The sequence below is a fragment of the Arenibacter sp. F26102 genome (assembly GCF_023015865.1).
Lineage (GTDB): Bacteria > Bacteroidota > Bacteroidia > Flavobacteriales > Flavobacteriaceae > Arenibacter.
Genome location: NZ_JALKBC010000006.1, coordinates 291,666 through 315,292 on the forward strand (window position 1 = coordinate 291,666; position 23,627 = coordinate 315,292).

A 23,627-nucleotide genomic window follows, 5' to 3' on the forward strand; every position below is an offset into this window, starting at 1 on the left:
AAAGCAGCGTAGCCAAAGCTATGGCGTAGAAAAAGACAGTTGTGGTGTGCTAAACCGGCGTTGCGGCTGCCGGCATAAAAAGAATAGAGCAGAAAAGAACTCTGGAGGAGATCAATGTGTACAAATATTTAAAAAGGTCGCTTTAAAGTTTTAATAAAAAAATACAAATTATAAACCCTAATCATGAAATACAAATCCCTAAAAAGATTAGGACAATCTATCTAAAACAAGAATTGAAAACCAATCCAGTAATAATTATACTTTTATGAAACAACCAACTATTTATCTACTATTTCTCGCACTATGCTTCCTGAATTTCGGGAGTATACTGGCGCAAGACGGAACTATTGACCTCACTTTTAACACCAGCGATATTGGTTTTGGTAATGGGGATGGAGCGGGTTATTATGTTCAAACTTCAGCCATTCAAGCAGACGGCAAAATAATTATTGGAGGATATTTCACTTCTTATAATGGTACTAGTGTAAATAAGATTGTTCGTCTAAATACAGATGGGTCGTTAGACACAACTTTTAATATTGGAACAGGCGCAAATTCTACAGTTGAAAAAGTTGTCATTCAATCGGATGGAAAAATATTGGTTGCCGGAGGCTTTTCATCTTTTAACGGGGTTCCAACATTTGGGTTTATACGCTTAAATAATGATGGAACTCTAGATTCAAGTTTTACTCCGTCTGACCCGGGAATGGGAGGAATTATTTCAATGGCTATTCAGGCGGACGAAAAAATTATAATTGTGGGTGCATTCTCGGACTATAATGGAATTAGCTCAAATGGGATTGCCCGTTTGAACAGTGACGGGACTACAGACACAAGTTTTAATACTAATGGTGGAGCAGATAGTGCTATTTATGATGTTGCGATTGAAACGGGTGGAACAATAATCATAGGAGGATCTTTTTCCAATTTTGGTCCCTCTGCGGCACAACGTATAGCTCGTTTAAATGCTAATGGGGCTTTATTGCAGGGCGCTTCTGCAGATAATACGGTCATAGACGTCGATATTCAACCAGACGGAAAAATCATAGCAGTAGGGCATTTTACAACTGCTCTAGGAGTTACAGCAAACCGCATAATCCGTTTGAATACCAATTTAACGCGCGATACTACTTTTAACACCACTGTTGGTGCGGACGGGAATATTAAGGATGCTAATATTCAAGCAGATGGTAAAATTCTTATTGCAGGTTATTTTCAAACTTATAATGGAATGTCGGCAAATAGAATTGCCCGATTAAATACCGATGGAACCCTAGACACGAGTTTTAATTCTGGCTCTGCTGCAGATTCTCAAGTTTTTACTACAACCATACAAGCAGACGGAAAGATTCTTATTGGAGGTTCTTTTAAATCCTATAATGGAAAATTCGCAGTTGGATTTACGCGCTTAAGTAGTGACGGGGTATTAGATCTAAATTTTAACACGAATACCGGCGCTAGTGGTGCTGTTAGAGCTTTTGCAATTCAGCCAGACGGAAAGCTAATAATTGCAGGTGATTTTGCTGCGATTAATGGCATTACAGTTAATAACATTGCGCGTTTGTATACTGATGGCACTTTAGATACCGGTTTTAATTCCGGCAGCGGTTTTAAGATTGCATCTTCAATGGGTGGACCTTCTATACAGAGTTTGACAATGCAATCTGATGGTAAAATCGTCGTTGCGGGTTATTTTGATTCTTACAATGGTGTTGATGTTAAAAACATTATTCGCTTGAATTCCGACGGTAGTCGAGATGCTAGTTTTGTCTCTGGTGTTGGGCCAAATCAATCGGTTTATAGTACTGCATTACAATCGGACAATAAAATCCTAATTGGAGGTAATTTTACCACTTTCGATGGAGTGGTGGCCAATAGAATTGCCCGATTGAATTCAGATGGTTCTTTGGATACCAGTTTTATCTCGGGGACAGGGTTTAATCAAACAGTTAAATCCATTGGGGTTCAATTAGATAATAAAATCATTGTTGGAGGTCAATTTCTTACGTACAATGGAGATACGGTTAATAAAATAATAAGATTGAATACAAATGGAGATTTAGACAACACTTTTAATTCTGGAGGTGCCGGTACAAATTACGATGTATTTAGTTTAAGTGTTCTATCGGATGATAAAATCTTGATTGGAGGTAATTTTAATCTTTTTAACGGCGTTACTTCTGGTAGAATTGCCCGTTTGAATTCTGACGGTTCGTTAGATACTGGTTTTAATTCTGGTGGTACGGGAGCAAATTATATTGTTCATAGTCATGCTATTCAATCCGATGATAAAATTATCATCGGTGGTGAATTTATTACATACAATGGTATTTCAGCTAATCGACTTGCCCGTTTGAACGTTGATGGGACATTGGATACCAGTTTTATCTCCGGTGAAGCGGCTAATGGACGTATTTACAGTGTTGCTATGCAATCGGACGGAAAGATCCTTGTTGGTGGTAATTTTACTGGTTATGATGGTACGGGAAGAAATAGAATAGCTAGAATTAATGGCTATGTCGCTCCAGCTTCAGAAATAGATGTACTAGGCAATGCGACAAGTATAGTTAGCGGCGATACAACCCCTGATGTATCCGACGATACCGATTTTGGGTCTATTGTCTTCGGGAATTTCACAGAGCGTACCTTTACCATAGAAAACACAGGGGATGAAGTTTTAGATTTAAATGGAGCACCCCTTGTATCTGTTACCGGTAGTGCCGATTTTACAATAACGGCAGAACCAACATCAACCGTAGCCGCATCTGGAGGCACGACTACATTTACAGCACGTTATACCCCTAGTGCAGCGAGAACTATAAATACGGCTACCTTAAGTATTGCCAATACAGATGATGATGAAGATCCTTATACTTTTGATGTAACAGGAACGTCTGTTATGTCTTTCATCACCACCTGGAAAACAGACAATTCGGGAGCATCTGCAGATAACCAAATTACCATCCCAACAGGAACCGGTACGTTTAGCTATACCGTGGATTGGGGCGATGCCACAACGGATACTACCGTATATACAGGTTCTAGCACACATACCTATACCACGGCAGGGACTTATACCGTGAAGATAAGTGGGGATTTTCCGCATTTACAGTTTAGCAATGGTCAAGATAACGATAAGTTGCTGTCCGTTGAACAATGGGGTACACAGCAATGGACTTCCATGGCGCACAGCTTTTATCTCTGTGATAATTTTGTTTTCAATGCTATCGATACCCCAGATCTTTCTTTAGTAACGAATATGACTAGTATGTTCGAGAGTGCCGCTGCTTTTAATGGCGATATAAGCTCTTGGAATGTAAGCAATATCACCAATATGTACAGAATGTTTACTGGGGCCTCTGCTTTTAATCAGGACCTTAATGATTGGGATGTATCCAAGGTGACTAATATGCAAACAATGTTTCATTCTGCTAGCGTTTTTGATGGAAATATTAGCAGCTGGAACGTCAGTAATGTTACCAATATGTCCAACATGTTTACACACGCTTATGAATTTAACCAAGATATAGGTGGTTGGATTGTTAGCAATGCAACGGATATGTCTGAAATGTTTAATCATGCTACTGCTTTTAATCAAGATATCGGAAATTGGAATGTCTCGAATGTAGAGGATATGAGTGAAATGTTCTATAATGCAGACTCCTTCAATCAAGATATAGGTGATTGGGGTGTAAGTAATGTGACAACCATGAAAGGTATGTTTAATAATGCTATTGCTTTTAACCAAGATATTCGTGATTGGAATGTTGGTCAAGTAACTAATATGTCTGGAATGTTTTATGGAGCCACTTCCTTTAACCAAGATATTGGCAATTGGGATGTAAGTTCTGTCAGAATAATGGGAACATACCTAAATCCTGTGATGGGATTTATCGAGGGTTTTAGAGGAATGTTCGAAGGTGCAACCGCTTTTAACCAGAATATTGGTAATTGGGATGTTAGCAATGTAACCAGTATGGGCGGTATGTTCGCTGAAGCAACCTCTTTTAACCAAGATATTAGTGGTTGGGATGTAAGCTCGGTAACTATTATGGGCCCTGTTGAAGATACCTTTGGGCCAGGAGGGCTTTTACAGGGCCAAGGAATGTTTCAGAAAGCAACTTCATTCGATCAAAATATTGGCTCTTGGAATGTTGCCAATGTAACCAATATGACCGACATGTTCACCGGGGCAACCTTGTCCACCTCTAATTATGACGGTTTGTTACAAGGGTGGTCCGGATTAAGCTTGCAGAATGGCGTTGCATTTGATGGAGGCAATAGTGTGTACTGTAGTGGCTCCACTGCACGACAAAGTATAATAGACACCTATGGGTGGACGATTACCGATGAAGGAGAGTATTGTTCATGGGCCAGTTTTATCACTACCTGGAAAACAGACAATCCGGCACCATCTGCAGATAACCAAATTACCATCCCTACGGGAACCGGCACCTTTAGTTATACCGTGGATTGGGGCGATGGCACAACAGATACTACCGTGTATACGGGGAGTACAACACATACCTACGCTGTGCCAGGCACCTATACTGTATCCATTAGTGGAAACTTTCCACATTTACAATTTAGCTATGGTCAAGATAACGATAAGTTGCTATCCATTGAACAGTGGGGAACCCAGCAATGGACCTCAATGAATTCGAGTTTTTACGGTTGTAGCAATCTTGTTGGAAATGCCACCGATGTTCCCGACCTCTCCCTGGTAACCGATATGAGTGCAATGTTTGCTGGCGCATCTACTTTTAATCAGGATATCGGCACCTGGGACGTAAGTAGTGTAATTAGTATGGAAAGGATGTTCAATTCTGCCATAAGCTTTAATCAAGATATTGGGCATTGGAATGTGGGCAATGTGACCACTATGAATCAGATGTTCTCGTATGCATCTGCTTTCAATCAGCCCATTGGTAGCTGGGATGTTAGTAGTGTGACCGATATGTGGTCTATGTTCCAATCTGCAAGTGCTTTTAATCAGGATATTGGTGGCTGGAATGTAAGTAGTGTCACCAAAATGAGCAATATGTTCTTTCATGTAACGGCTTTCAATCAAGATATAGGGAATTGGAATGTCAGTAATGTTACCAGTATGGGAAGTATGTTTGTTGAAGCAACGGCTTTCAATCAGCCTATCGGTAACTGGGAAGTAAGCAGTGTTACATACATGAAGAATATGTTCTATAATGCAACAGCTTTTGATCAAAATATTGGTAATTGGGATGTGCGAAATGTTACCGATATGGATCAAATGTTTCTTGGGGCGACCTTATCATTATCAAATTACGATAGTTTACTAAATGGTTGGGCTGCACTGCCCTCCTTACAAACTGGTGTTACTTTTGACGGTGGCAATAGTGTGTACTGCAATGGTACCACTTCTCGACAAAGTATGATAGATACCAATGGGTGGACAATTACCGATGGAGGAGAGCATTGCGATACGGATAACGATGGAGTCACTGATGCTATCGATACCTGTGCTAACACTCCAACAGGAGAAACAGTGGATGCCAATGGCTGTTCAGATAGTCAAAAAGATGGCGATAACGATGGTGTTTCAGATGCTATTGATACTTGTGCTAACACTCCAACAGGAGAAACAGTAGATGCCAACGGTTGTTCAGATAGTCAAAAAGATGGCGATAACGATGGTGTTTCGGACGCTATTGATACCTGTGCCAATACACCCAGTGGAGAAACCGTGGATAACAGTGGTTGTTCGGATTCTCAAAAGGACGGTGATAACGATGGTGTTATGGATGATGTTGATGCCTGCGACAATACTCCCACAGGAGAAGCTGCGGATACCAATGGTTGTTCTGCTTCGCAAAAGGATGCAGATGCCGATGGCGTTAATAATGACATGGACGATTGTCCTAATTCGCCAACTGGAGAAATAGCGGACGCCTACGGTTGTTCGGATTCCCAGAAGGACAGTGATTTTGACGGTGTTAACGATGCGGAAGATCAATGCCCGGATTCGCCCGAGGATGAGGCTGTGGATGCGCAAGGGTGTAGTGATAGTCAAAAAGACGATGATAACGATGGTGTTAACGATAGGGATGATCAATGTACCGATTCACCTGAGGATGAAGTTGTAGATGCCAATGGTTGCTCCGATAGCCAAAAGGATAGTGACAATGACGGTATCTCAGATGCTCTCGATACCTGTGCCGATACACCAAGTGGAGAAACAACTGATGTCAATGGTTGCTCCGATTCGCAAAAGGATGCTGACGCAGATGGTATAACTGATGATATCGATGATTGTCCCAATACTCCAGCAGGGGAAACAGCGGATGCCAATGGTTGTTCCGATAGCCAAAAAGATGGTTCCGGTGACGGTGAAGATGACTCCAATACCTTAGAGATAGCACAGGCCTTTACGCCGAACGGTGACGGGATAAACGATACTTGGACCATCTATGGTATAGAGAACCATCCCAATTCTTTGGTAAAGGTGTACAACTCTTGGGGGAAAGAGGTCTTTTCGGCCAGAAACTACCAGAATGATTGGGACGGGCATTACAAAAACCTAAATAACAAATTACCCGATGCCGGATCCTATTATTTCCAGATCGATATTGAAGGGGACGGAAAAGTAGACCAGGACGGATGGCTCTATATCACTTCTCATTAACCAAACCATTAATTACAGTAAAAGACATTAACAAAATGCAGATATTAAATAAGATTATTTTAGGCGCACTTTTAGTGGTGAGCGGAAATTTGTTTGCCCAACAGGAAGGGGTGATCACCAATTATATGTACCATATGAATTCCTATAACCCGGCCTATGTGGGCGTGGACGGGGAAACCATGGTGACCGCCAGTTTCAGGCAACAATGGACGGGCGTCCAGGATGCCCCCAGTGCAGAGGCCATATCCTTCGGGACCACCCTGGGCAAGAATTTGGGGATAGGGATATCCATTTACAACAGCAATACCTTTGTGGAGAGCCAGACCTTTACGGGCATCGACTTTTCCTATAGGCTGCAGTTGTCCCAAGGAACGGAGCTCTACCTAGGGCTTAAGGCAGGCGGTAACTCGTACAGCGTTAACACCTCCGGCCTGGAGACCTATAACGTAAATTCGGACCCCAGCATCTCCTCCATCTCCCGTTTTAATCCCAATGTGGGAGTAGGGGCCCTCTTGAAAATTGGCAAGTGGTATGCTTCTTTAGCGGTTCCACGCCTCCTGTCCACTGACCGTGCCGATAACGACAACGGAGTGGCAACGGCAGCATTGGCCAAGCCACATGTCTACGCCACGGCCGGGTATGAACTAATGCTGAATCCGGCCACCAACCTTATGTTGCGGCCATCTGCCATGGGCCGTTATGTAGACGGGGCACCTATTTCTGTAGATTTCAACGCTATGCTTTCCTTTGACAACATTTTCGAATTCGGGGGCAGTTACAGGACAGATGGGGCATTTGCCGGACTGGTGAATATCAGCATTAAAAAAAGATTGCTATTGGGCTACGCCTATGAGGTAAGTACTAGAAGCGAGTTGGCCAGTGCCAAGAATACCAATGAGTTCTTATTGAGGTTCTTGTTTTAAACCAAAGCGGAGAAAACAAAAATGTTATCACAATACTGTAGAACAATTTATTAAAAAAGGGGTGTTTCATACGCCCCTTTTTTATGTATTTTCAAGGAGGTGAAATTCAGCCGATTGTGAGGGTTCGCTACACATTTTAATAGCCCATTCTAAATATTTGTAATCTATAATGACACTATTAAGACGAGGGTATTTCCAAGCAATTTTAACAAAGTTTGGGAGTGTTTTGCAATTTATTTAAGAAGTTTTGGAGCAACCTTTGTACCGATAAAATATCTAAGTAAAAAAATCGTTAATAATTGATCTAATTGTTAGATAATCAGAAATCATTATATGTTATGGAAATAGTTGCCCCCATTGTAAAGCTTATAGACAATAACCCCTTCATTTCTATTGTGCTTTGTCTGCTTATAGCCTTAGCGCTAATTACCTACAAAATTGTTAAAAGAAGGACCTATTAAAAATAATTAAAGGGGAAGAGTGCTTTTATGCACTTCCCCTTTCTTTTCTTTATTTCCCAAACCATCATAACCAACAGGAAGAAGACATTGTAATGTCTGCCCTAAATTAAGATTTATTGGCGTTTCACTTCTTCTTAATTTTCTTCCTAAGTCAAGAAGGTGATGTTTTAATGGTAAATGGCCACAATATTAACATCAATGTCCCCCTTATTTAGTAGAGAATTTATAGGTAGTTTTTGAGCTATACTTTTCTTCTGGATTGAGTACCACCGATGGAAAATCCAATTGATTTGGAGAATCCGGATAGTGCTGTGTCTCCAAACAAAACCCACTTCTTTTTTTATAGGTTCCCCCATTTTTGGCAGGAAGGGTGCCATCCAGAAAATTACCAGAATAAAACTGTACTCCCGGTTCAGTGGTGAACACTTCCAAAACCCGGCCACTTTCTGGGTCATAGACCGTTCCAATCAGTCGATGTCCTTTGTCCTGACCGTTTAAAACCCAGCAATGATCATAACCGCCGCCTTTCCTTAATTGATCATCGTCCGCCTCTATCCTGCTTCCTATAGATGTTGGTGTTCTAAAATCGAACGGACTGTTTTCCACATCGGCAATTTCCCCCATGGGGATAAGGGTATTGTCTACCGGAAGATATTTATCGGCATTCAAACTAAGGACCTGATCAAGAACAGTTTTTGAAAAATCCCCTGAAAGATTAAAATAACTGTGATTGGTAAGGTTTACTATTGTTTTTTTATCCGTGGTTGCCTCATAGTCCATATCCAAGGAATTGTCCTCCTTAAGCGTGTACGTAACCATGGTATTCAAGCTCCCGGGATAGCCTTCTTCCATATCCTTGCTTAAATAGACCAATTTTAAAGCCGCATAATTTTCGCCCGTTTCCTCAGATGCCTTCCAAACCACTTTATCAAAACCCTTAATACCTCCATGCAAATGGTTTTCTCCATTATTAACGGCCAAACTATATTCCAATCCGTCCAAAGAAAATTTGCCTTTTGCTAGCCTATTTCCATATCTGCCAATAATTGCGCCAAAATACGGGCTACTCTCCATGTATTGGTCTAAGTTGTTATACCCTAAAACCACATCTTCTGAAACTCCCTCTTTGTTTGGAACTTTGATGGAAGTTATAATTCCACCATAGGTTATTATATCCACGGTCATTCCTGAACTATTTTTAAGAGTATAGCGGTCCACCTTACCACCTTCTGGCGTAGTCCCAAATTCGCTTTTATCAATGCTCACTTTTTCAATCTTTTGGGTTACTTCCTTTTTCTTTTCGTCCTTACACATTACGCTTAAAATTACTATCCCTAAAAAGGATAGACTACAAAAAAACTGTTTTATGAACTTCATATTACTTGCTTGGTGGATTAAGGTTGATGTTGAAATAGTTGGTAATATACAAAACCAGCAAACACCATGTTTTAATTAAAAAGAACACACCTATTAATAAACTAAAAAGTCCCTCTTAGGCCTATGGTTCCCGGTCCAACTTGCAGTCTCCAGCTAATTTTGTCCTTTGACATAATCCCGGGATACCGTTCCTTATTAAGGTATTTATCTATTGAGTCTACCACCACAACACTTACAGCCACACTCAAGGCCACATCCGTTAGCCAATGGGCACCGCTCCAAAGCCTTGTAACCGGAGAAAGAAGCCCCAAAGTGTAAAACCCACCCTTGGCCCATGGATTTTTAAATTGCTTGCCTATGGCATAAAATGTAGTAAATGCCAATATAGTGTGCCCCGAGGGAAAGCTATGATAGGCGGCTTCATTGCTAAATGGTTTAAAGCTTCCTTTTCCCACATCGGCTATAGGCCTGGCCCGCCCAACAAAAGTTTTACTCACAGATTGAATTAATCCTACCGTAGTAGCCGAAGAAATTAAGAGTACCCCTGTTTTTCTCCATTTCTCATTCTTCGTAAAAAGTCCAATTAAATACACCCCTCCGTTGATGGAGTAGTTATAAAGAGGTTTTCCAAGGTAATAACCGGTCTCCTTGAATATCCCTGGAACGTCCTCTTCCTGATTCCGAAACCAATCGGAGCTTTCTTCGTCAAATGCATACAGCGCCCCAGTTCCCAAGATAATGGCCCCTGCGGTTATAAAATCGTCCTTTTTCCAATGAAAAGGTCTGGAGTAGGCATGTTTTAACCCTCCAAAGGCACTTGCCCCGTCATACCCCAACCTTTTCCAAGTACTGGTGGTATCAAGAGCCTGGGTTTGTGCCTTCAACTTGGGAAGGCCCAAAAAAAATATTAAACTAAAAATTAAAAATTGGAATTTCAAATTCATTAAAACCTTGGTGTTGTTCATGGGCAAAATTAACCAATTATACATCTAGTTCAAATTTCAAGGATACACCAACAAAGAAATACATGTTAAAAATCTACATTCCGTAATTACCTTTGTCCCTGGCCATTTTCTAAAATTCCATTTTAAATAGGTAGGATAACAAAGTCCAATACCCAGGTAGGCAACAATGCCCACACATTCCATTAAATTTTCTCGGCAATTACGGTTAGCACCCAGACCCAAGGACTGGTTGAGTAATTCATTTATAAAAATGGAATCGATATTACTTTAAATGAAATGTCTAAAACTCCCGCTTACCGAATTCACTTTCAATGAATTTGGATTTATTTTTATTTTTGTTGAAGGTATAGGAAAGGTTAAGGATTATCATATCTACCTCATACACGTAATTGGTAGTGGTATAGAATTCATTTTCCCGGAAGGTGGTTATGCGCTGTTCATTGGTATCCAATAATCCCATATCTATGTTCTGCCATTGCAAAGTGGCCGTAAGCCTATTATCCAAAAAGGTTTTACGTAGGGTGAGGTTGGGCGAGTAAAAGCGCGAATCCTCACCTTGAGCGGTATTGCGATCGGAAATATAATTAAAGGTAAACTGTGCCGATGCTGTATCGGAAAAATTATAGGTACTATTGGCGTTGACGGAATAGACCACTGCATCGCTATCTATGTTTCTATTATCAAAAACACCTTCTATTTTATAGCTGTATACATTGCCTCCGATAAAATTTGACCAATTTTCAGTTAGTTTCAATTGCGTACCCAACTCGAGTCCCAAAGACCTACTTTTTCCAACATTGGAATAGATACGGTTCAGAATAGTATCATTATAAACGGTATTAACCCTATTTACCAGATTGTCGACATTTCTAAAATAGGCCGTGGCGAAGATGGAATTCCCTTTGTGGAAATTCTTGGTCACTCCCACCTCAACAAGATCAATGAATTCTGGCAAGAGCGTAGGATCACCCTGTTCCAAGGTTTCCGAATGTTCGCGTTCTGGAAAAGGATTCATTTTAAAGGTCGTGGTGCGTTCCACACGCTTGCTATATGCAGCTTTTAATTTAGTGTTGTTTTCAAAGGAATATTGCACCGATGCGGATGGGAACAATTTTACATGATCATAAACATAGGTAGTGTCAATGGTATTGGTCTTATCCCTAAGATCAAAATCCCTGTCCATTGCTTCCAGCCGAAGTCCGGCTGCATATTCCCATTTCTCCTGGGCGCCGCTCAATTGGGCATATCCGGAATGAATGCTCCGCGCCAAATCCACCTCACTTGAAAATTCAGGGATCAGTTCAAATTCTCCCGTAGCATTATTTTTTCTTTCATAAACAAAGTCACCGGTATGATCTAGCTTTCTATACTGATAACCTGTTTCCAATTGTCCAAATGAGAAGGGCTTAAAGGCATAATCCACCTGAAAACGTACTCCGTGCAAAGGATTGTCATTTGTATTGTACTCATCCTGCCAAACAATATTGTTATCGGGGTAGCCCAAATTCTGGTTGGTAGTAGGACCGCCCAGCAGGGTGTATTCATATAAAATGGAGGAAGACAACTGGGAACCATTATCAAACTTATGGGCGTAGTCGAAACTTCCCAATACAAAATCTCCCATGCGTGTGCGCAGGTTGTGGTTATAATATTGAAAGGTGTACACCCGGTCTCCGCCTTGAGCAGGGGTAATGGCGTGATTGTCATAATAAACAATATCCGCAAGACGATCCGTACTTCGTTTCCCTCCATAAAATCCAAGCGAAAAGGCATTCTTTGTGTCAGGCGTATAATCTACCGTAAACCTTCCACTATAATTTATTTCGTCAGAACTGCGTTCCCCATCCGAAGGAAATTGGGTAAGGGTATCATTGATAATAGTAAATACATCGCCTTCCCTTCTTCCACCTTTATCGTTGCGCTGATAATTTCCGCCCAAGGAAATATTCCAATCCCCTTTACGAAGATTATAGGTAACATCTACACCATGGCGTTGATGGGGGTCGGCATTGTCGTATTTTTCAATGGAAGGCAAACCGCCCTTTACATTTATTTGCGCATATACCCCATCGGCTGCACCATTCTTTGTGATGACATTCAAAATCCCTCCTTTACCTTCCGGATCATATTTGGCCGAAGGTGCAGTAATCAATTCTACCCTTTCAATGGCATTGGCAGGAAACTGGGAAAGCAGGTTTGCCGCATTCCCTTGCAAGGGCTTCCCATTAAGCAATACTACAAAGCCTGTGGTTCCGCGCACGCTGATTTCACCTAAGCCATTGACCGTTACCGAAGGCAGGTTCTTAATGACGTCCGTTGCAGATCCACCTTGGGTGTTTTGAAAGGCCTTGGCATCAAATACCTGCCGGTCAATTTTATTGATTACGGTTTTCCTCTCCGATTGTACCACTACCTCACTAAGTTGGTTATCTCCAATAATAAGGGATATAATACGTAGGTCGCTTTTAACGTTACGGTTTTGGATTTGGATATCCCGGATCGTTTCGGTCTGAAAGCCTATAAAGGAGGCTTCCAAATAATAGACACCGCGCTTTACATCCGGGATGGTAAATACACCATCCAAATTGGTAATTACACCTGCCACCAATGCTCCATTTTCCTGATTATAAAGTGCCGCCGTAGCATACTCCAATGGGTATTCCTCTGTACCATCCACAATTCTACCCGTAATCTGCCCAAAAACAAGGGGAGAGCTTAGAAGTAAAGCAAGCAAAAAATATAATCGTAATTTCATTTTGTAACAGTTATTTAAGCAAGCGTCAAATTTAAATTTAAATAACAGTGTTACATGGTATATTTGAAATTTTTAAGGTATAATTCTAGTCTTATACTGCTTCGGTGTCATTCCATGATGGCGTTTAAAATACTTTACAAAATGGGAAACATCCTTAAAATCGAACTTAAAGGCGATTTCGGTTACCGTGAGTTCCGTATAACGCAATAAACGCTGTGACTCTTTAACAATATGTCCCGCAATTACTTCCGATGCCGTTTTATCATATTCCTTTCTACACCAAACATTTAGATTTTGAGCTGTGGTATTCAGCAATTGGGCATAATAGGCCACATCGTTTTTAGGTGCACTTTCCAGCAACTCGTTAAATTGCACCACCATATCCTTTAAAATGTGTTTATCGGCGCTATTGGCATACCCCAAAATTTTGGAAAACAAGGCCTTTACCACCCCTTCAACAACATCATCCTGAACATGATCATTAAGCCTCAATTCCTGACAGGCAATTTCAAAAAGAGCCTCAATGTTCGGATTCAACTGCGTTTTAATGATCTGATGATTTCTAAGTTGTTGTAATTGCCAGTTTATATGTTTATCCAAAGTAATGTCCAAAAAATCCTCTTTTACGATCAATACATAACCTTGGGGCACCGTATCTATTTGCCAATGGTGGACTACATCGTTTTTGATAATAAAGACTACAGGGGGTTCTATGGCATATTCCTTTTCATCCATAAAATGAAATCCAGATCCCCCGCTGAAATAAACAAGTTCCAAGTACTTATTATGACGGTGTGGTTTGGTATAGCGCTTATTTATATCGAAGGGCTGAATTTTTATATAAGCATTTGGGGAAATTTTCGAATATGTATTTATTTCTTTTCTCATTAAAGTAATCCATAAGGACTTTAGGATTTCATCGGAACTGCATAGTTCCAAAGCTAATCCAATACTGGCATTTATTAATAATAGGCGTAAGAAAGTTCTGAACATAAAACTCCAGTTTCAGAACCGACCTCAAATTTATCCCGGGGAAATTAGAAAACAATACTCGCGAAAACAATACAATTATGATTCATTTAGTACAGTTCTAAGCCGTAAACTAGCAATCACGGATCAGTCTTTCGCTAAAATTTCACAAATCCCACATTACTTTTCCATTTTCCATAAAAATCCATCGATAAAATATGGGGACTGGTATAGGGAATCCGCGTTTCAGTCTATTTCATTCAATTTTACGTGATCTCATTGGGATATTTGCTATGAATTTGCATTTGAAAGGTTAAAATCCATGAAAAAATATATCCTATTAACAATCCTTTTTGTAGTACAGTTTGCGCAAGGCCAAACACCGATTGATTCCGTCCAGAAAATTTGGACTTTGGAAGCGTGTGTCAACTACGCATTGGAGAACAACATAAGTGTAAAACAAGCCGAATTATCCAAGAACATTACGGAAGCCAGCTATCTGGCAACAAAATCTTTACGATTACCCAACTTAAGTGGTAATGCTTCCCAGAATTTTACTAATGGGAATTCTATAGACCCCATTACGAGTGATTTTGTTTCACAACAAATCAATTCCACCAGTCTGGGATTAACCTCCCAGCTAACCCTTTTCCAAGGGAACCAGATCAACAATCAGATAAGACAGGGAAAGCTGCTGATTGATCAATATGCACTTTATGAAGAAGAGGCCAAGAACAATATAACTTTGAGCATTACAGAAAGTTATATTCAATTGCTTTATTCCAAAGAGAATATATTGATCGCTGAAAACAACCTTGAGGTCTCACAAAAAGAAGAAGAGAGGGCCAAGGCCAGGTTGGATGCCGGTTCCATCGCCTTAAAGGAATATACCGATGCCCAGTCCCAAACCGCCACAAATCGGTACCTTCTAATAAATACAAAAAACGATTATGCCCTACAGCTTTTATCGTTAAAACAACAATTGGAATTACCCCCCAACACCAAATTTGAGATTGCCGATGCAGCTGAAATTATCCTGGAAATTGTCCCCGACTTAAATGAAGTCTATTCCGAAGCTTTGGAAAATCTTCCGGAAATAAATGCAGGCAAGATTAATGTTTCCCTTTCTGAAAAGGACTTGGACATAGCCAAAGGAGGCTACCTGCCCACCCTATCCTTAACGGGAAGTCTGGGCTCTGGCTACACCTCCACCCAGGATTATAATTTCACCGATCAATTGGACCTGAATTTTAACCAAAGATTGGGATTATCCCTGAACGTACCCATTTTTAATAGAAACAAGACCAAATCTGAGGTGCAAACGGCCAAAATCAATATTGACATGGCCAAATTGGAACTGGCGCAGGAAGAAAAGGACCTATACAAAAAAATAGAAACAGCCTGGCAAAATGCCATTACCTCCCAAAGTGAAATGGAAGCGGCAGATATCGCCAGAAATGCGGCAAAAGAATCCTTCAGGCTGGCACAGAAACAATACGAATTGGGTGCTCTGAGTACTACGGACCTCATCTTAAGCCAGAACACCTATACCAATACGGAACAAAATTATATTCAGGCCAAATACCTTAGTCTGCTATACAACCAATTACTTCAGTTTTACCAAGGAAACGACATTAAACTTTAATCAAATGAAAAATAAAAAGAGTATCATCTTAGGCAGCATTGCATCCGTAATACTAGCTATTGTAGCATACAGCTTTATAAAAGACGACAACAGTTTTGTAATAGAAGCCAAGACCATAGCGGCCAAAAAAGGTGACGTTACCACAATGGTAACGGCCACTGGCACGATAGAACCCACCAATCAGGTAGATGTAGGTACACAGGTTTCAGGTGTGGTCCAAAAAATATACGTGGATTACAACAGTGTGGTCACCGAAGGACAATTGATAGCAGAATTGGACAAAACAAATCTTAGGGCGGCCCTTACCCAGGCACAGGCATCCTATGACAACGCAGTAAGCCAAAGGAACTATATGCAAACCATTTTCGAACGCCAAAAGACCCTATACGAAAATCAGGTAATCAGTAAATCCGATTATGATGATGCCGTATACAATTATGAGGCAGCAAAAGGCACGGTAACCCAACGTTTATCAGACCTACAACAGGCAAGGACCAATTTGGGATATGCAAATATCTATTCACCAATAAATGGCGTAGTACTCTCCAGGGATATTGATGAGGGCCAGACCGTGGCTGCCAGTTATAGTACCCCTACCCTTTTTACCATTGCCGAAGATTTAAAGGAAATGCAGGTAGAGGCGGATGTTGATGAGGCGGATATAGGCGGAATCAAGGATAGCCAAAGGGTGACTTTTACAGTGGATGCCTATTTAGGGGAAACTTTTGAAGGAACCGTAACCCAGATACGTTTAGATCCAACAATAACTTCCAACGTAGTTACATACACGGTAGTCATAAAAGCTGATAATCCGGATCTTAAACTAAAACCCGGCCTTACCGCCACCATTTCCATATATACCTTGGAATTGAAGGACGTCTTGACTACCGAAGCCAAAGCCATTAATTTCAAGCCTACTATACCGGTTATGATGGCCTACAACGAACAACAAAATTTCTCGGTCCAACCACCGAAAGGCGGTCCAAAGCCAGATGATGAAGGTTCAACAATAGTTTGGATTTTGGAAGCCAATGGAGCTATTACCCCAAAAAAAGTAACCCTTGGAGCAAGTGATGGTGTCAACGTACAGATATTAAATGGAATTGAAGAAGGCGACAAGTTAATATACAGCTTAAAATCAGAAAGTACTGCAGAACAACAACCCGTCAGCGGTCAAGATGAGAGTCCATTTATGCCACAACGACCAGGAGGAAATAAAAAAAAGTAAGCAGCCATGAGTAAAGAGATTATCAAAATTGAAGATCTGAAGCGCGAGTTTACCATGGGCAACGAAACCGTCCACGCCTTAAGGGGCATTTCGTTTTCCATTAATGAAGGGGAATTTGTTACCATAATGGGATCAAGTGGCTCGGGCAAAAGTACATTATTGAATATATTGGGATGTTTGGATCAACCTACATCCGGCACCTATGATATTGATGGCTTGGCCGTAAGGAACCTAAGTAAGAATGAATTGGCAACGATTCGTAATGAAAAAATCGGGTTCATCTTTCAATCCTATAATCTGCTGGCACGGACATCTGCACTGGAAAATGTGGAACTACCGTTATTATACAATAGTAAGGTTTCTACCGAGGAACGTAAAGAACGCGCTATTAAAGCCTTGGAAATGGTAGGTTTGGGTGATCGCATGGACCATACACCTTCACAGCTTTCCGGAGGACAACAACAAAGGGTGGCCATTGCAAGGTCTTTGGTGAACAACCCTGTATTGATCTTGGCGGATGAAGCTACCGGAAACCTGGACACTCGTACCTCTTACGAAATTATGTCCTTATTTCAAGAATTGAACGAAAAAGGTATTACAATTGCATTTGTAACCCATGAGCCGGACATAGCTACCTTTAGCAATAGAACCATTGTCTTGAAAGATGGTAACATCATTAAAGACTACCTGAATAAAGAAATTCAATCAGCGGCTACTGAATTGGCCTTATTACCTGTAGAAGACCATTAATTATGAGACTACTGAATTTAATCAAAATAGCATTTAAGGCCATTATTCTCAACAAGGTCAGAACCCTACTCACAATGTTGGGTATCATTATAGGGGTAGCTTCCGTAATTGCCATGTTGGCCATTGGTGAAGGCTCAAAGGAAAGTATTCGCAACACTATTTCGAGCATGGGGTCGAATATGATTACCGTTAGACCTGGAGAGGACGATAGAGGTCCGGCAAGAGGCAGTGGTGGCGATGTGCAAACATTGACACTTAAAGATTATGAAGTTATAAAAGAGAAAACTACTTTATTAAGCTACATTACTCCAGTAGTAAACGGTGGTGGACAAGTAATTAACGGGTCCAACAACTGGCCATCTACAATTTACGGTGTAAATCCCGAATATCTGAACATTAAAGTGGTAGGTCTTCAAAGCGGTAGCATGTTTACCGATGCCGAAGTACAATCAGCCTCAAAGGTTGTTTTGTTAGGTCAGACCGTTGTCGATAATGTATTCCCGGATGGTGAAGACCCTGTTGGAAAAATGATCCGTTTTAACAGTATTCCGTTTAAAGTTATAGGGGTATTGGAAGAAAAAGGGGAAAACACCTTTGGCCAAGACCAAGATGATGTGGTCATAGCACCTTTTACTACCGTTCAAAAACGTATTTTAGCCATCGATTATTTAAACCAAATAATGGCGTCGGCAGTAAGTGAAGACGATGCACCGGAAGCAGTAACACAAGTTTCTGAAATTTTGCGTACGCAACACAAATTAACCGCTAATGAAGATGATGATTTTACAGTACGTTCTATGGAAGAATTGATCTCAACATTTAGTTCTACCAGTGAAATGTTGACCATACTTTTGGTAGCCGTAGCGGGAATTTCTTTATTGATCGGAGGTATTGGCATCATGAACATAATGTATGTATCCGTAAAAGAACGCACCAAAGAAATTGGGCTGCGTATGGCCGTTGGCGGAAAGGGATCGGATATTTTAATGCAGTTTTTGATCGAAGCCATTTTAATAAGTATCACCGGTGGAATTCTTGGTGTGACCTTAGGCTTAGGATCCACTATTTTTATTGAGAAATTTTTACATTGGCCTACAAGTGTGGCCCTATATTCAATCATAATATCGTTTGCCGTTTGTGCCGTCACCGGTATATTCTTTGGCTGGTACCCGGCAAGAAAGGCTGCAGCTCTAGACCCGATTACTGCATTGCGATATGAATAAGAAATAAAGCAGATGAAAGTAAATAGAAAAAAGAATTTAATCCCTTTACTCCACCTTTTAACATGGGCGATATTAATAGGTCTACCCTATTTGCTTTCGGTGGGACAAGATCAGGAACAAATCTTTCATCGGACCTTGATACACTCATGGATTCCCCTGTGCTTTTATGCCGCTATTTTTTACTTCAATTATCTTTATCTTATAGACAAATTTCTTTTTAATAATAAAACTTTACCGTTCATATTGATAAATATTGGGGTAGTTGCCTTTTTCGTTTTAACCAACCATGAACTTAAAGGCTTTCTAATGGACCAGCTCATCCTTGATCGTACAAACAAAAAAGGGCCTCCAAAAAATTTATTTTTTTATGTAGACATGATCGCATCTATGGTGCCCATTGTGTTTTCCGTAGCCCTAAAAACCACAGAACGCTGGTACAAATCCGAGAACGAACGCAAAGAGGCGCAGACTATAAAATTGGAAGCAGAGATACAGCATTTAAAATATCAATTGCAGCCACATTTTTTCTTTAACTCCCTGAACAACATTTATGCCTTGGTGGATAGTTCCCCCACTACTGCAAAAAAGACAATCCACAGTTTAGGCAAATTAATGCGGTACCTGTTGTACGATACGGAAACCGAAAAAGTAGCGCTACAAAAGGAAATTGATTTTATGACGCAGTATATAGAACTTATGAAACTAAGGTTTTCCGATAAGATTACTATATCGTATTCCTTTCCCACTGTTCCACAAAATATTAAAGTAGTACCGCTATTATTTATTACCTTGGTAGAGAACGCCTTTAAACATGGTATACCTGCAAGTAGTGAGGCCTCATTATCATTTAATATGGAAATAACGGATACCTTTCTTGTCTTTACAGCAAAGAACCAAAATCTGCCCAAAAGCGATTCGGATAAGAGTGGTTCTGGCATTGGGTTGGAAAACTTAAGAAAAAGACTGCAACTGTTATATCCAAATAGCCATAGCTTTGTTTATCAAGTCAAGGACGAAATCTTTACCGCTGTGTTAACACTTGAAATCTAATTTAAATGAACTCTAATAAAATAAGCTGTATTGTTGTAGACGATGAACCCATGGCATTGCAACTGATAGAGGGGTACGTTCAAAAAACTCCGTTCCTAGAACTCAAAACTAAATGCGACAGTGCTATAGAGGCTTTAAGATACCTGGAAAACGAGAAAGTTGACCTACTTTTTTTGGATATACAAATGCCAGATCTTACGGGGATTGGATTGTCCAAACTAATTCCCAAAAGCACCCGTGTCATCTTTACAACAGCGTTTAGTGAGTATGCCCTTGAAGGCTATAAGGTGGAAGCCTTGGACTACTTGTTAAAGCCGTTCGACTATGAGGAGTTTTTGATCGCTGCTACCAAGGCCAAGGAGTGGTTTGCCTTGGTGAAGGGTAGCGCTAAGGAAGCTACTTCTGCCGACAAAAAGTTCCTCTTCGTTAAATCCGAATACAAGCAATTGAAGATCAATCTGGATGAGGTGCTATATTTTGAAGGTTTGAAGGATTATATCAAAATTTGGCTTAAAGGACAGCCTAAGGCCATTTTGACCTTAATGAATCTCAAAAGCTTGGAGGAAGAGCTGCCTAAAGATAAATTTATGCGCGTACATCGTTCTTTTATCGTTTCCTTACAAGCCATTGATGTTATAGAGCGCAGTCAGATCATAATCGGGAACCAACGCATTACGGTTTCGGAAAATTATAAGCCAGAATTTTTGAACTATATTTCCAGAAATAGCTTGGATTGATTTTTTTTACTTTGAAATATATCCGTACGGATGTAATCCCACCTCCAAGTTCACCAAAGAACAACATTTAGGCTCCGGGCTTGTGTCCCAAGACCCCTTGAAGGAACCAAACTTACGACCACGGTATAAAACATAAACCCCGCCAAAAGGCGGGGTTTATGTTTTATTGCAATTCAATGCCCTGTACAAACTTCATAGTAACCTAGTCTTAATCGGTCTTACGTGCTTTAAACCACAAGTCCTCCAAGCTTAAATTAAGTGTTAGCACATGGTAATTTTCCTTTACCAATATATTTTCTATTAATCCTGTGGAACCATAGGAATAGGATAAATTGAGCATGGAATTATTCCCTCGGCCAATAGGTAAACCTATACCCGCGGTAAAATTATATCCTTCTATTTTTTCGTCGTTAATGGACAAATACCCAGTGTCATAGTTGAAACCAGTTCTATAGCGAATACGCTGGTTAAATTTATAACTGGCGGCATTTTTTACAAATTCCAAACCAACCGCATAGATATCCTGATCAACGTATGTCCCTATATTCTCGGACTGTTCCGTATCACTCCAGTAATTCTTTTTATAATCGGCATTTAGGGTAAAGGATTTTAGAAAGTTCGTGCTAAGCCCAACCCCCAGTTCCAATGGCATATTGAAATCGGCTACAGTATCACTTTCATCTTCTTCCACCTCTATTTCAACCCCGTCCAGACTTTTAGTTACGGAACGCCTTACATTACCCTTTAGACTAGTTGGAAGTAGCACCGTACTTCCAATGGTGATTTTATTTGTGAGGTCATATTGCAGTCCAAGACCAGCACGGAAACCACTGTAATTGGTATCCTCCGTGGAGATCAGGGCACTACTGTAAACCTGAAAGGATTCTTCCTCCTCAATTTTTCCAAATAATATGGAAAAACTGGCTCCAAACCTCAAATTATCGGTAATACCATACCCCAGGTTAAATTTTAGATCGCTCATTCCCCCAAGTCCATTGACATTACTTTCAAATGATTCTTCGGTGCCTTCTATATTGGTTTTTACTCCTACCAAGGTATAACCCACATCGGTATAAGGAACTAGGGCAATACCTGCTCCAAGTTTGTCCGCTACCCGGAAGGCAAGGGCCAAATTAGAAAAGTTGAACGTGGTTCTGGCTTCGTCGTTTATCCTATTGCTATAATTGTTGTATTTCCCCCTTATACCGACATCATAAAAAAATGAGTTTTTGGGGGTCAGGGCAAAATTGGCAGGATTTAAATTGTTTATTTCCGTATCCGATTTCAATGCTATCCCGGAATACCCCATCCCATTGGTCCGCCCAATACTGGTCTGGTTTATTGCTCCAAGACCATATAGGGAATAGGGGGAACTTGTGAGCGCCTCGGATTGGCCCAAAACAGGAATTGCGGATAAAAGCGTTAGAAATAGGGCTAATAAAGGTAATTTATTCATCTTCGTCATATATTGCATAGGTAAGTTCCAATTTTACACCTTCGTCAGCACCCTCTTTTCCCATTAAAACGAAACGGTCTACTGTGCTGTTGTAATTCTCTGGCAATAGAATTATTGCATACTCGGCATCCCTGTCTGTGGTCAATATTCCTTCTATATAGGTAGTCAGGGGTATTTCATAATAAATGTCATTGAATTCTTGGTTATCGAGGTTTAAAGTAGCCTGTACAGCGGCACCATCCGTTCCTAATAATTGATTCGTTATATTATTGTTCGTATCCACTATATAAACTGATAGGTTATCCCTTAAGGCCAGTTCATCACTATATGATCCCAATACCGGTTTAATTTTAAGAACCGCATTCAACAAGGTACCCTGTCCCTCAATATCAAACAGCGTTTTTAGATTCGAAAATTCTATCTTCGTCGTGTATCCAATACCGGATTGTACAAAACTTTGATTATCCGAATCGGAACTATTAATAACAACTTCCTTATCTGTAAGTGTTGTTAGATATTCATTGGTTTCAACAACGGACATCTTGTTAAAGAATGGAATAGGACTACTGCTCGTGTTTATTGCAAAATCTATTGCATACTGCACCCGACTATTCTCTTCGGAAATACTATAATACATCCTCATTACACTGGTAGAATAATCGAACCCTACTATGGACCCATCGTCGTCCTCACCCGGCTGAAATGTAATCCCTGGAAAGTAATTCTTAAATTCCTCCGTGTTTGTAATATCCTTTTGTTGTAGCTGCTCAAAAATACCTTGCCCTAAATCGTCGCTCAATTTTATATATAAGGAATCTGTTTCCAAGGGTCTTGGGGTATAAGTTATGGACCCCAAATCATCCTCTGAATAGGCAACCTCACTGGTATTGTAGAAATTGCTCCCATCTTCTGGATATAATATTTCACTTAACTCCTTAATATGGATGGTATTGCTTTTAAGGGTGTCATTGTAGTAGTAATCGTCATATTTCAGAAAGAAAGCTATACTGTCATATTCGGCCTCTGAATCAATAGTATAGCTATAAGGTAACAGTTCCGCATAACTTGAACTCTTTACAGTCCCAAAAACAGGGTCTACATATCTACCTATAAGCATGCGGGTGGCTTGTGACGTTACAAGACTATCAAACTTCATGGTATAAGTTTCCACGTTCATAGTATCTATTTGTACTACCCGTATATTACTGTTGGTAAATGTCCCTCCAGCCACAAAATCCGAATCATTAATAGTATCGTCACTACATGAAACCATTAATGTCAGCACAGCTATAAGTCCAAGGAATTTTTTCATTCGTTCATAATTTGATAACAAAAGTAAATGCGTTTCCCTAGCTCGGAAACCCCAATAGACCAATCCACTAACTTTTAAGACCAAATAGGCAATTTTAACTATTAAATGGGCTCTACCA

Annotated in this window: 14 protein-coding genes; 8 read left to right on the forward strand and 6 right to left on the reverse strand. The window is 40.4% G+C overall.

The features are described from left to right. Positions 1-265: 265 nt before the first annotated feature. Both MWU78_RS11030 and MWU78_RS11045 read left to right on the forward strand, forming a co-directional pair. The gene (locus MWU78_RS11030) at positions 266-6,658 is read left to right on the forward strand and encodes a BspA family leucine-rich repeat surface protein (protein WP_281503826.1); all 6,393 of its coding nucleotides are present in this window, start codon (positions 266-268) and stop codon (positions 6,656-6,658) included. A 35-nt stretch (positions 6,659-6,693) separates the two neighbouring features. Then, complete coding sequence (locus MWU78_RS11045) at positions 6,694-7,581, forward strand: type IX secretion system membrane protein PorP/SprF (protein ID WP_246997791.1); 888 nt, start codon at positions 6,694-6,696, stop codon at positions 7,579-7,581. 668 nt (positions 7,582-8,249) lie between these two features. Here MWU78_RS11045 and MWU78_RS11050 read toward each other — a convergent pair. The 4 genes from MWU78_RS11050 to MWU78_RS11065 all read right to left on the reverse strand — a co-directional run bounded on the left by MWU78_RS11050 (position 8,250) and on the right by MWU78_RS11065 (position 14,132). Further along, a complete protein-coding gene (locus tag MWU78_RS11050; RefSeq protein WP_246997792.1) occupies positions 8,250-9,419 on the reverse strand; it encodes an aldose epimerase family protein in 1,170 nt (389 codons plus the stop codon). Between the two features lie 101 nt (positions 9,420-9,520). Next, the gene (locus MWU78_RS11055; protein WP_246997793.1) at positions 9,521-10,384 is read right to left on the reverse strand and encodes a phosphatase PAP2 family protein; all 864 of its coding nucleotides are present in this window, start codon (positions 10,382-10,384) and stop codon (positions 9,521-9,523) included. A gap of 280 nt (positions 10,385-10,664) precedes the next feature. Continuing rightward, positions 10,665-13,139 carry a TonB-dependent receptor gene (locus MWU78_RS11060; RefSeq protein WP_246997794.1) on the reverse strand — a complete coding sequence of 825 codons (2,475 nt, stop codon included), beginning with the start codon at positions 13,137-13,139 and terminating at the stop codon, positions 10,665-10,667. A 72-nt stretch (positions 13,140-13,211) separates the two neighbouring features. Then, the gene (locus tag MWU78_RS11065; protein ID WP_246997795.1) at positions 13,212-14,132 is read right to left on the reverse strand and encodes a helix-turn-helix transcriptional regulator; all 921 of its coding nucleotides are present in this window, start codon (positions 14,130-14,132) and stop codon (positions 13,212-13,214) included. 298 nt (positions 14,133-14,430) lie between these two features. Between MWU78_RS11065 and MWU78_RS11070 the strand changes: the two genes are divergently transcribed. Genes MWU78_RS11070 through MWU78_RS11095 form a run of 6 tightly spaced genes read left to right on the forward strand, consistent with a single transcriptional unit; the run spans position 14,431 to position 20,741 of the window. Next, on the forward strand, positions 14,431-15,753 hold the full coding sequence (locus MWU78_RS11070) for a TolC family protein (RefSeq protein WP_246997796.1): 1,323 nt from the start codon (positions 14,431-14,433) through the stop codon (positions 15,751-15,753). 4 nt (positions 15,754-15,757) lie between these two features. Beyond that, entirely contained in the window at positions 15,758-16,981 is a 1,224-nt protein-coding gene (locus MWU78_RS11075; protein ID WP_246997797.1) for an efflux RND transporter periplasmic adaptor subunit, read from the forward strand. Positions 16,982-16,987: 6 nt separating this feature from the next. Beyond that, positions 16,988-17,731, forward strand: a complete 744-nt coding sequence (locus MWU78_RS11080; protein WP_246997798.1) for an ABC transporter ATP-binding protein — start codon at positions 16,988-16,990, stop codon at positions 17,729-17,731. A gap of 2 nt (positions 17,732-17,733) precedes the next feature. Then, positions 17,734-18,954, forward strand: coding sequence for an ABC transporter permease (locus MWU78_RS11085; RefSeq protein WP_246997799.1), 1,221 nt, complete (start codon positions 17,734-17,736; stop codon positions 18,952-18,954). A 12-nt stretch (positions 18,955-18,966) separates the two neighbouring features. Then, on the forward strand, positions 18,967-20,004 hold the full coding sequence (locus tag MWU78_RS11090; protein ID WP_246997800.1) for a histidine kinase: 1,038 nt from the start codon (positions 18,967-18,969) through the stop codon (positions 20,002-20,004). Positions 20,005-20,009: 5 nt separating this feature from the next. Next, on the forward strand, positions 20,010-20,741 hold the full coding sequence (locus tag MWU78_RS11095; RefSeq protein ID WP_246997801.1) for a LytTR family DNA-binding domain-containing protein: 732 nt from the start codon (positions 20,010-20,012) through the stop codon (positions 20,739-20,741). A 208-nt stretch (positions 20,742-20,949) separates the two neighbouring features. Here the strand turns inward: MWU78_RS11095 and MWU78_RS11100 are convergent, their stop codons facing one another. Beyond that, the gene (locus MWU78_RS11100) at positions 20,950-22,197 is read right to left on the reverse strand and encodes a hypothetical protein (protein WP_246997802.1); all 1,248 of its coding nucleotides are present in this window, start codon (positions 22,195-22,197) and stop codon (positions 20,950-20,952) included. After that, positions 22,190-23,509 carry a DUF4270 family protein gene (locus tag MWU78_RS11105; protein ID WP_246997803.1) on the reverse strand — a complete coding sequence of 440 codons (1,320 nt, stop codon included), beginning with the start codon at positions 23,507-23,509 and terminating at the stop codon, positions 22,190-22,192. Before MWU78_RS11105 ends, MWU78_RS11100 begins: the two co-directional genes overlap by 8 nt. Positions 23,510-23,627: the final 118 nt, after the last annotated feature.

What these genes read in the sequence shown, in the direction of transcription:
- MWU78_RS11085 (WP_246997799.1), top strand. Translation starts at nt 17,734, where the DNA reads ATGAGACTACTGAATTTAATCAAAATAGCATTTAAGGCCATTATTCTC.
- MWU78_RS11045 (WP_246997791.1), top strand. Translation starts at nt 6,694, where the DNA reads ATGCAGATATTAAATAAGATTATTTTAGGCGCACTTTTAGTGGTGAGC.
- MWU78_RS11090 (WP_246997800.1), top strand. Translation starts at nt 18,967, where the DNA reads ATGAAAGTAAATAGAAAAAAGAATTTAATCCCTTTACTCCACCTTTTA.
- MWU78_RS11105 (WP_246997803.1), bottom strand. Translation starts at nt 23,509, where the DNA reads ATGAAAAAATTCCTTGGACTTATAGCTGTGCTGACATTAATGGTTTCA.
- MWU78_RS11060 (WP_246997794.1), bottom strand. Translation starts at nt 13,139, where the DNA reads ATGAAATTACGATTATATTTTTTGCTTGCTTTACTTCTAAGCTCTCCC.
- MWU78_RS11030 (WP_281503826.1), top strand. Translation starts at nt 266, where the DNA reads ATGAAACAACCAACTATTTATCTACTATTTCTCGCACTATGCTTCCTG.
- MWU78_RS11075 (WP_246997797.1), top strand. Translation starts at nt 15,758, where the DNA reads ATGAAAAATAAAAAGAGTATCATCTTAGGCAGCATTGCATCCGTAATA.
- MWU78_RS11070 (WP_246997796.1), top strand. Translation starts at nt 14,431, where the DNA reads ATGAAAAAATATATCCTATTAACAATCCTTTTTGTAGTACAGTTTGCG.
- MWU78_RS11050 (WP_246997792.1), bottom strand. Translation starts at nt 9,419, where the DNA reads ATGAAGTTCATAAAACAGTTTTTTTGTAGTCTATCCTTTTTAGGGATA.
- MWU78_RS11080 (WP_246997798.1), top strand. Translation starts at nt 16,988, where the DNA reads ATGAGTAAAGAGATTATCAAAATTGAAGATCTGAAGCGCGAGTTTACC.
- MWU78_RS11065 (WP_246997795.1), bottom strand. Translation starts at nt 14,132, where the DNA reads ATGTTCAGAACTTTCTTACGCCTATTATTAATAAATGCCAGTATTGGA.
- MWU78_RS11095 (WP_246997801.1), top strand. Translation starts at nt 20,010, where the DNA reads ATGAACTCTAATAAAATAAGCTGTATTGTTGTAGACGATGAACCCATG.
- MWU78_RS11055 (WP_246997793.1), bottom strand. Translation starts at nt 10,384, where the DNA reads ATGAACAACACCAAGGTTTTAATGAATTTGAAATTCCAATTTTTAATT.
- MWU78_RS11100 (WP_246997802.1), bottom strand. Translation starts at nt 22,197, where the DNA reads ATGAATAAATTACCTTTATTAGCCCTATTTCTAACGCTTTTATCCGCA.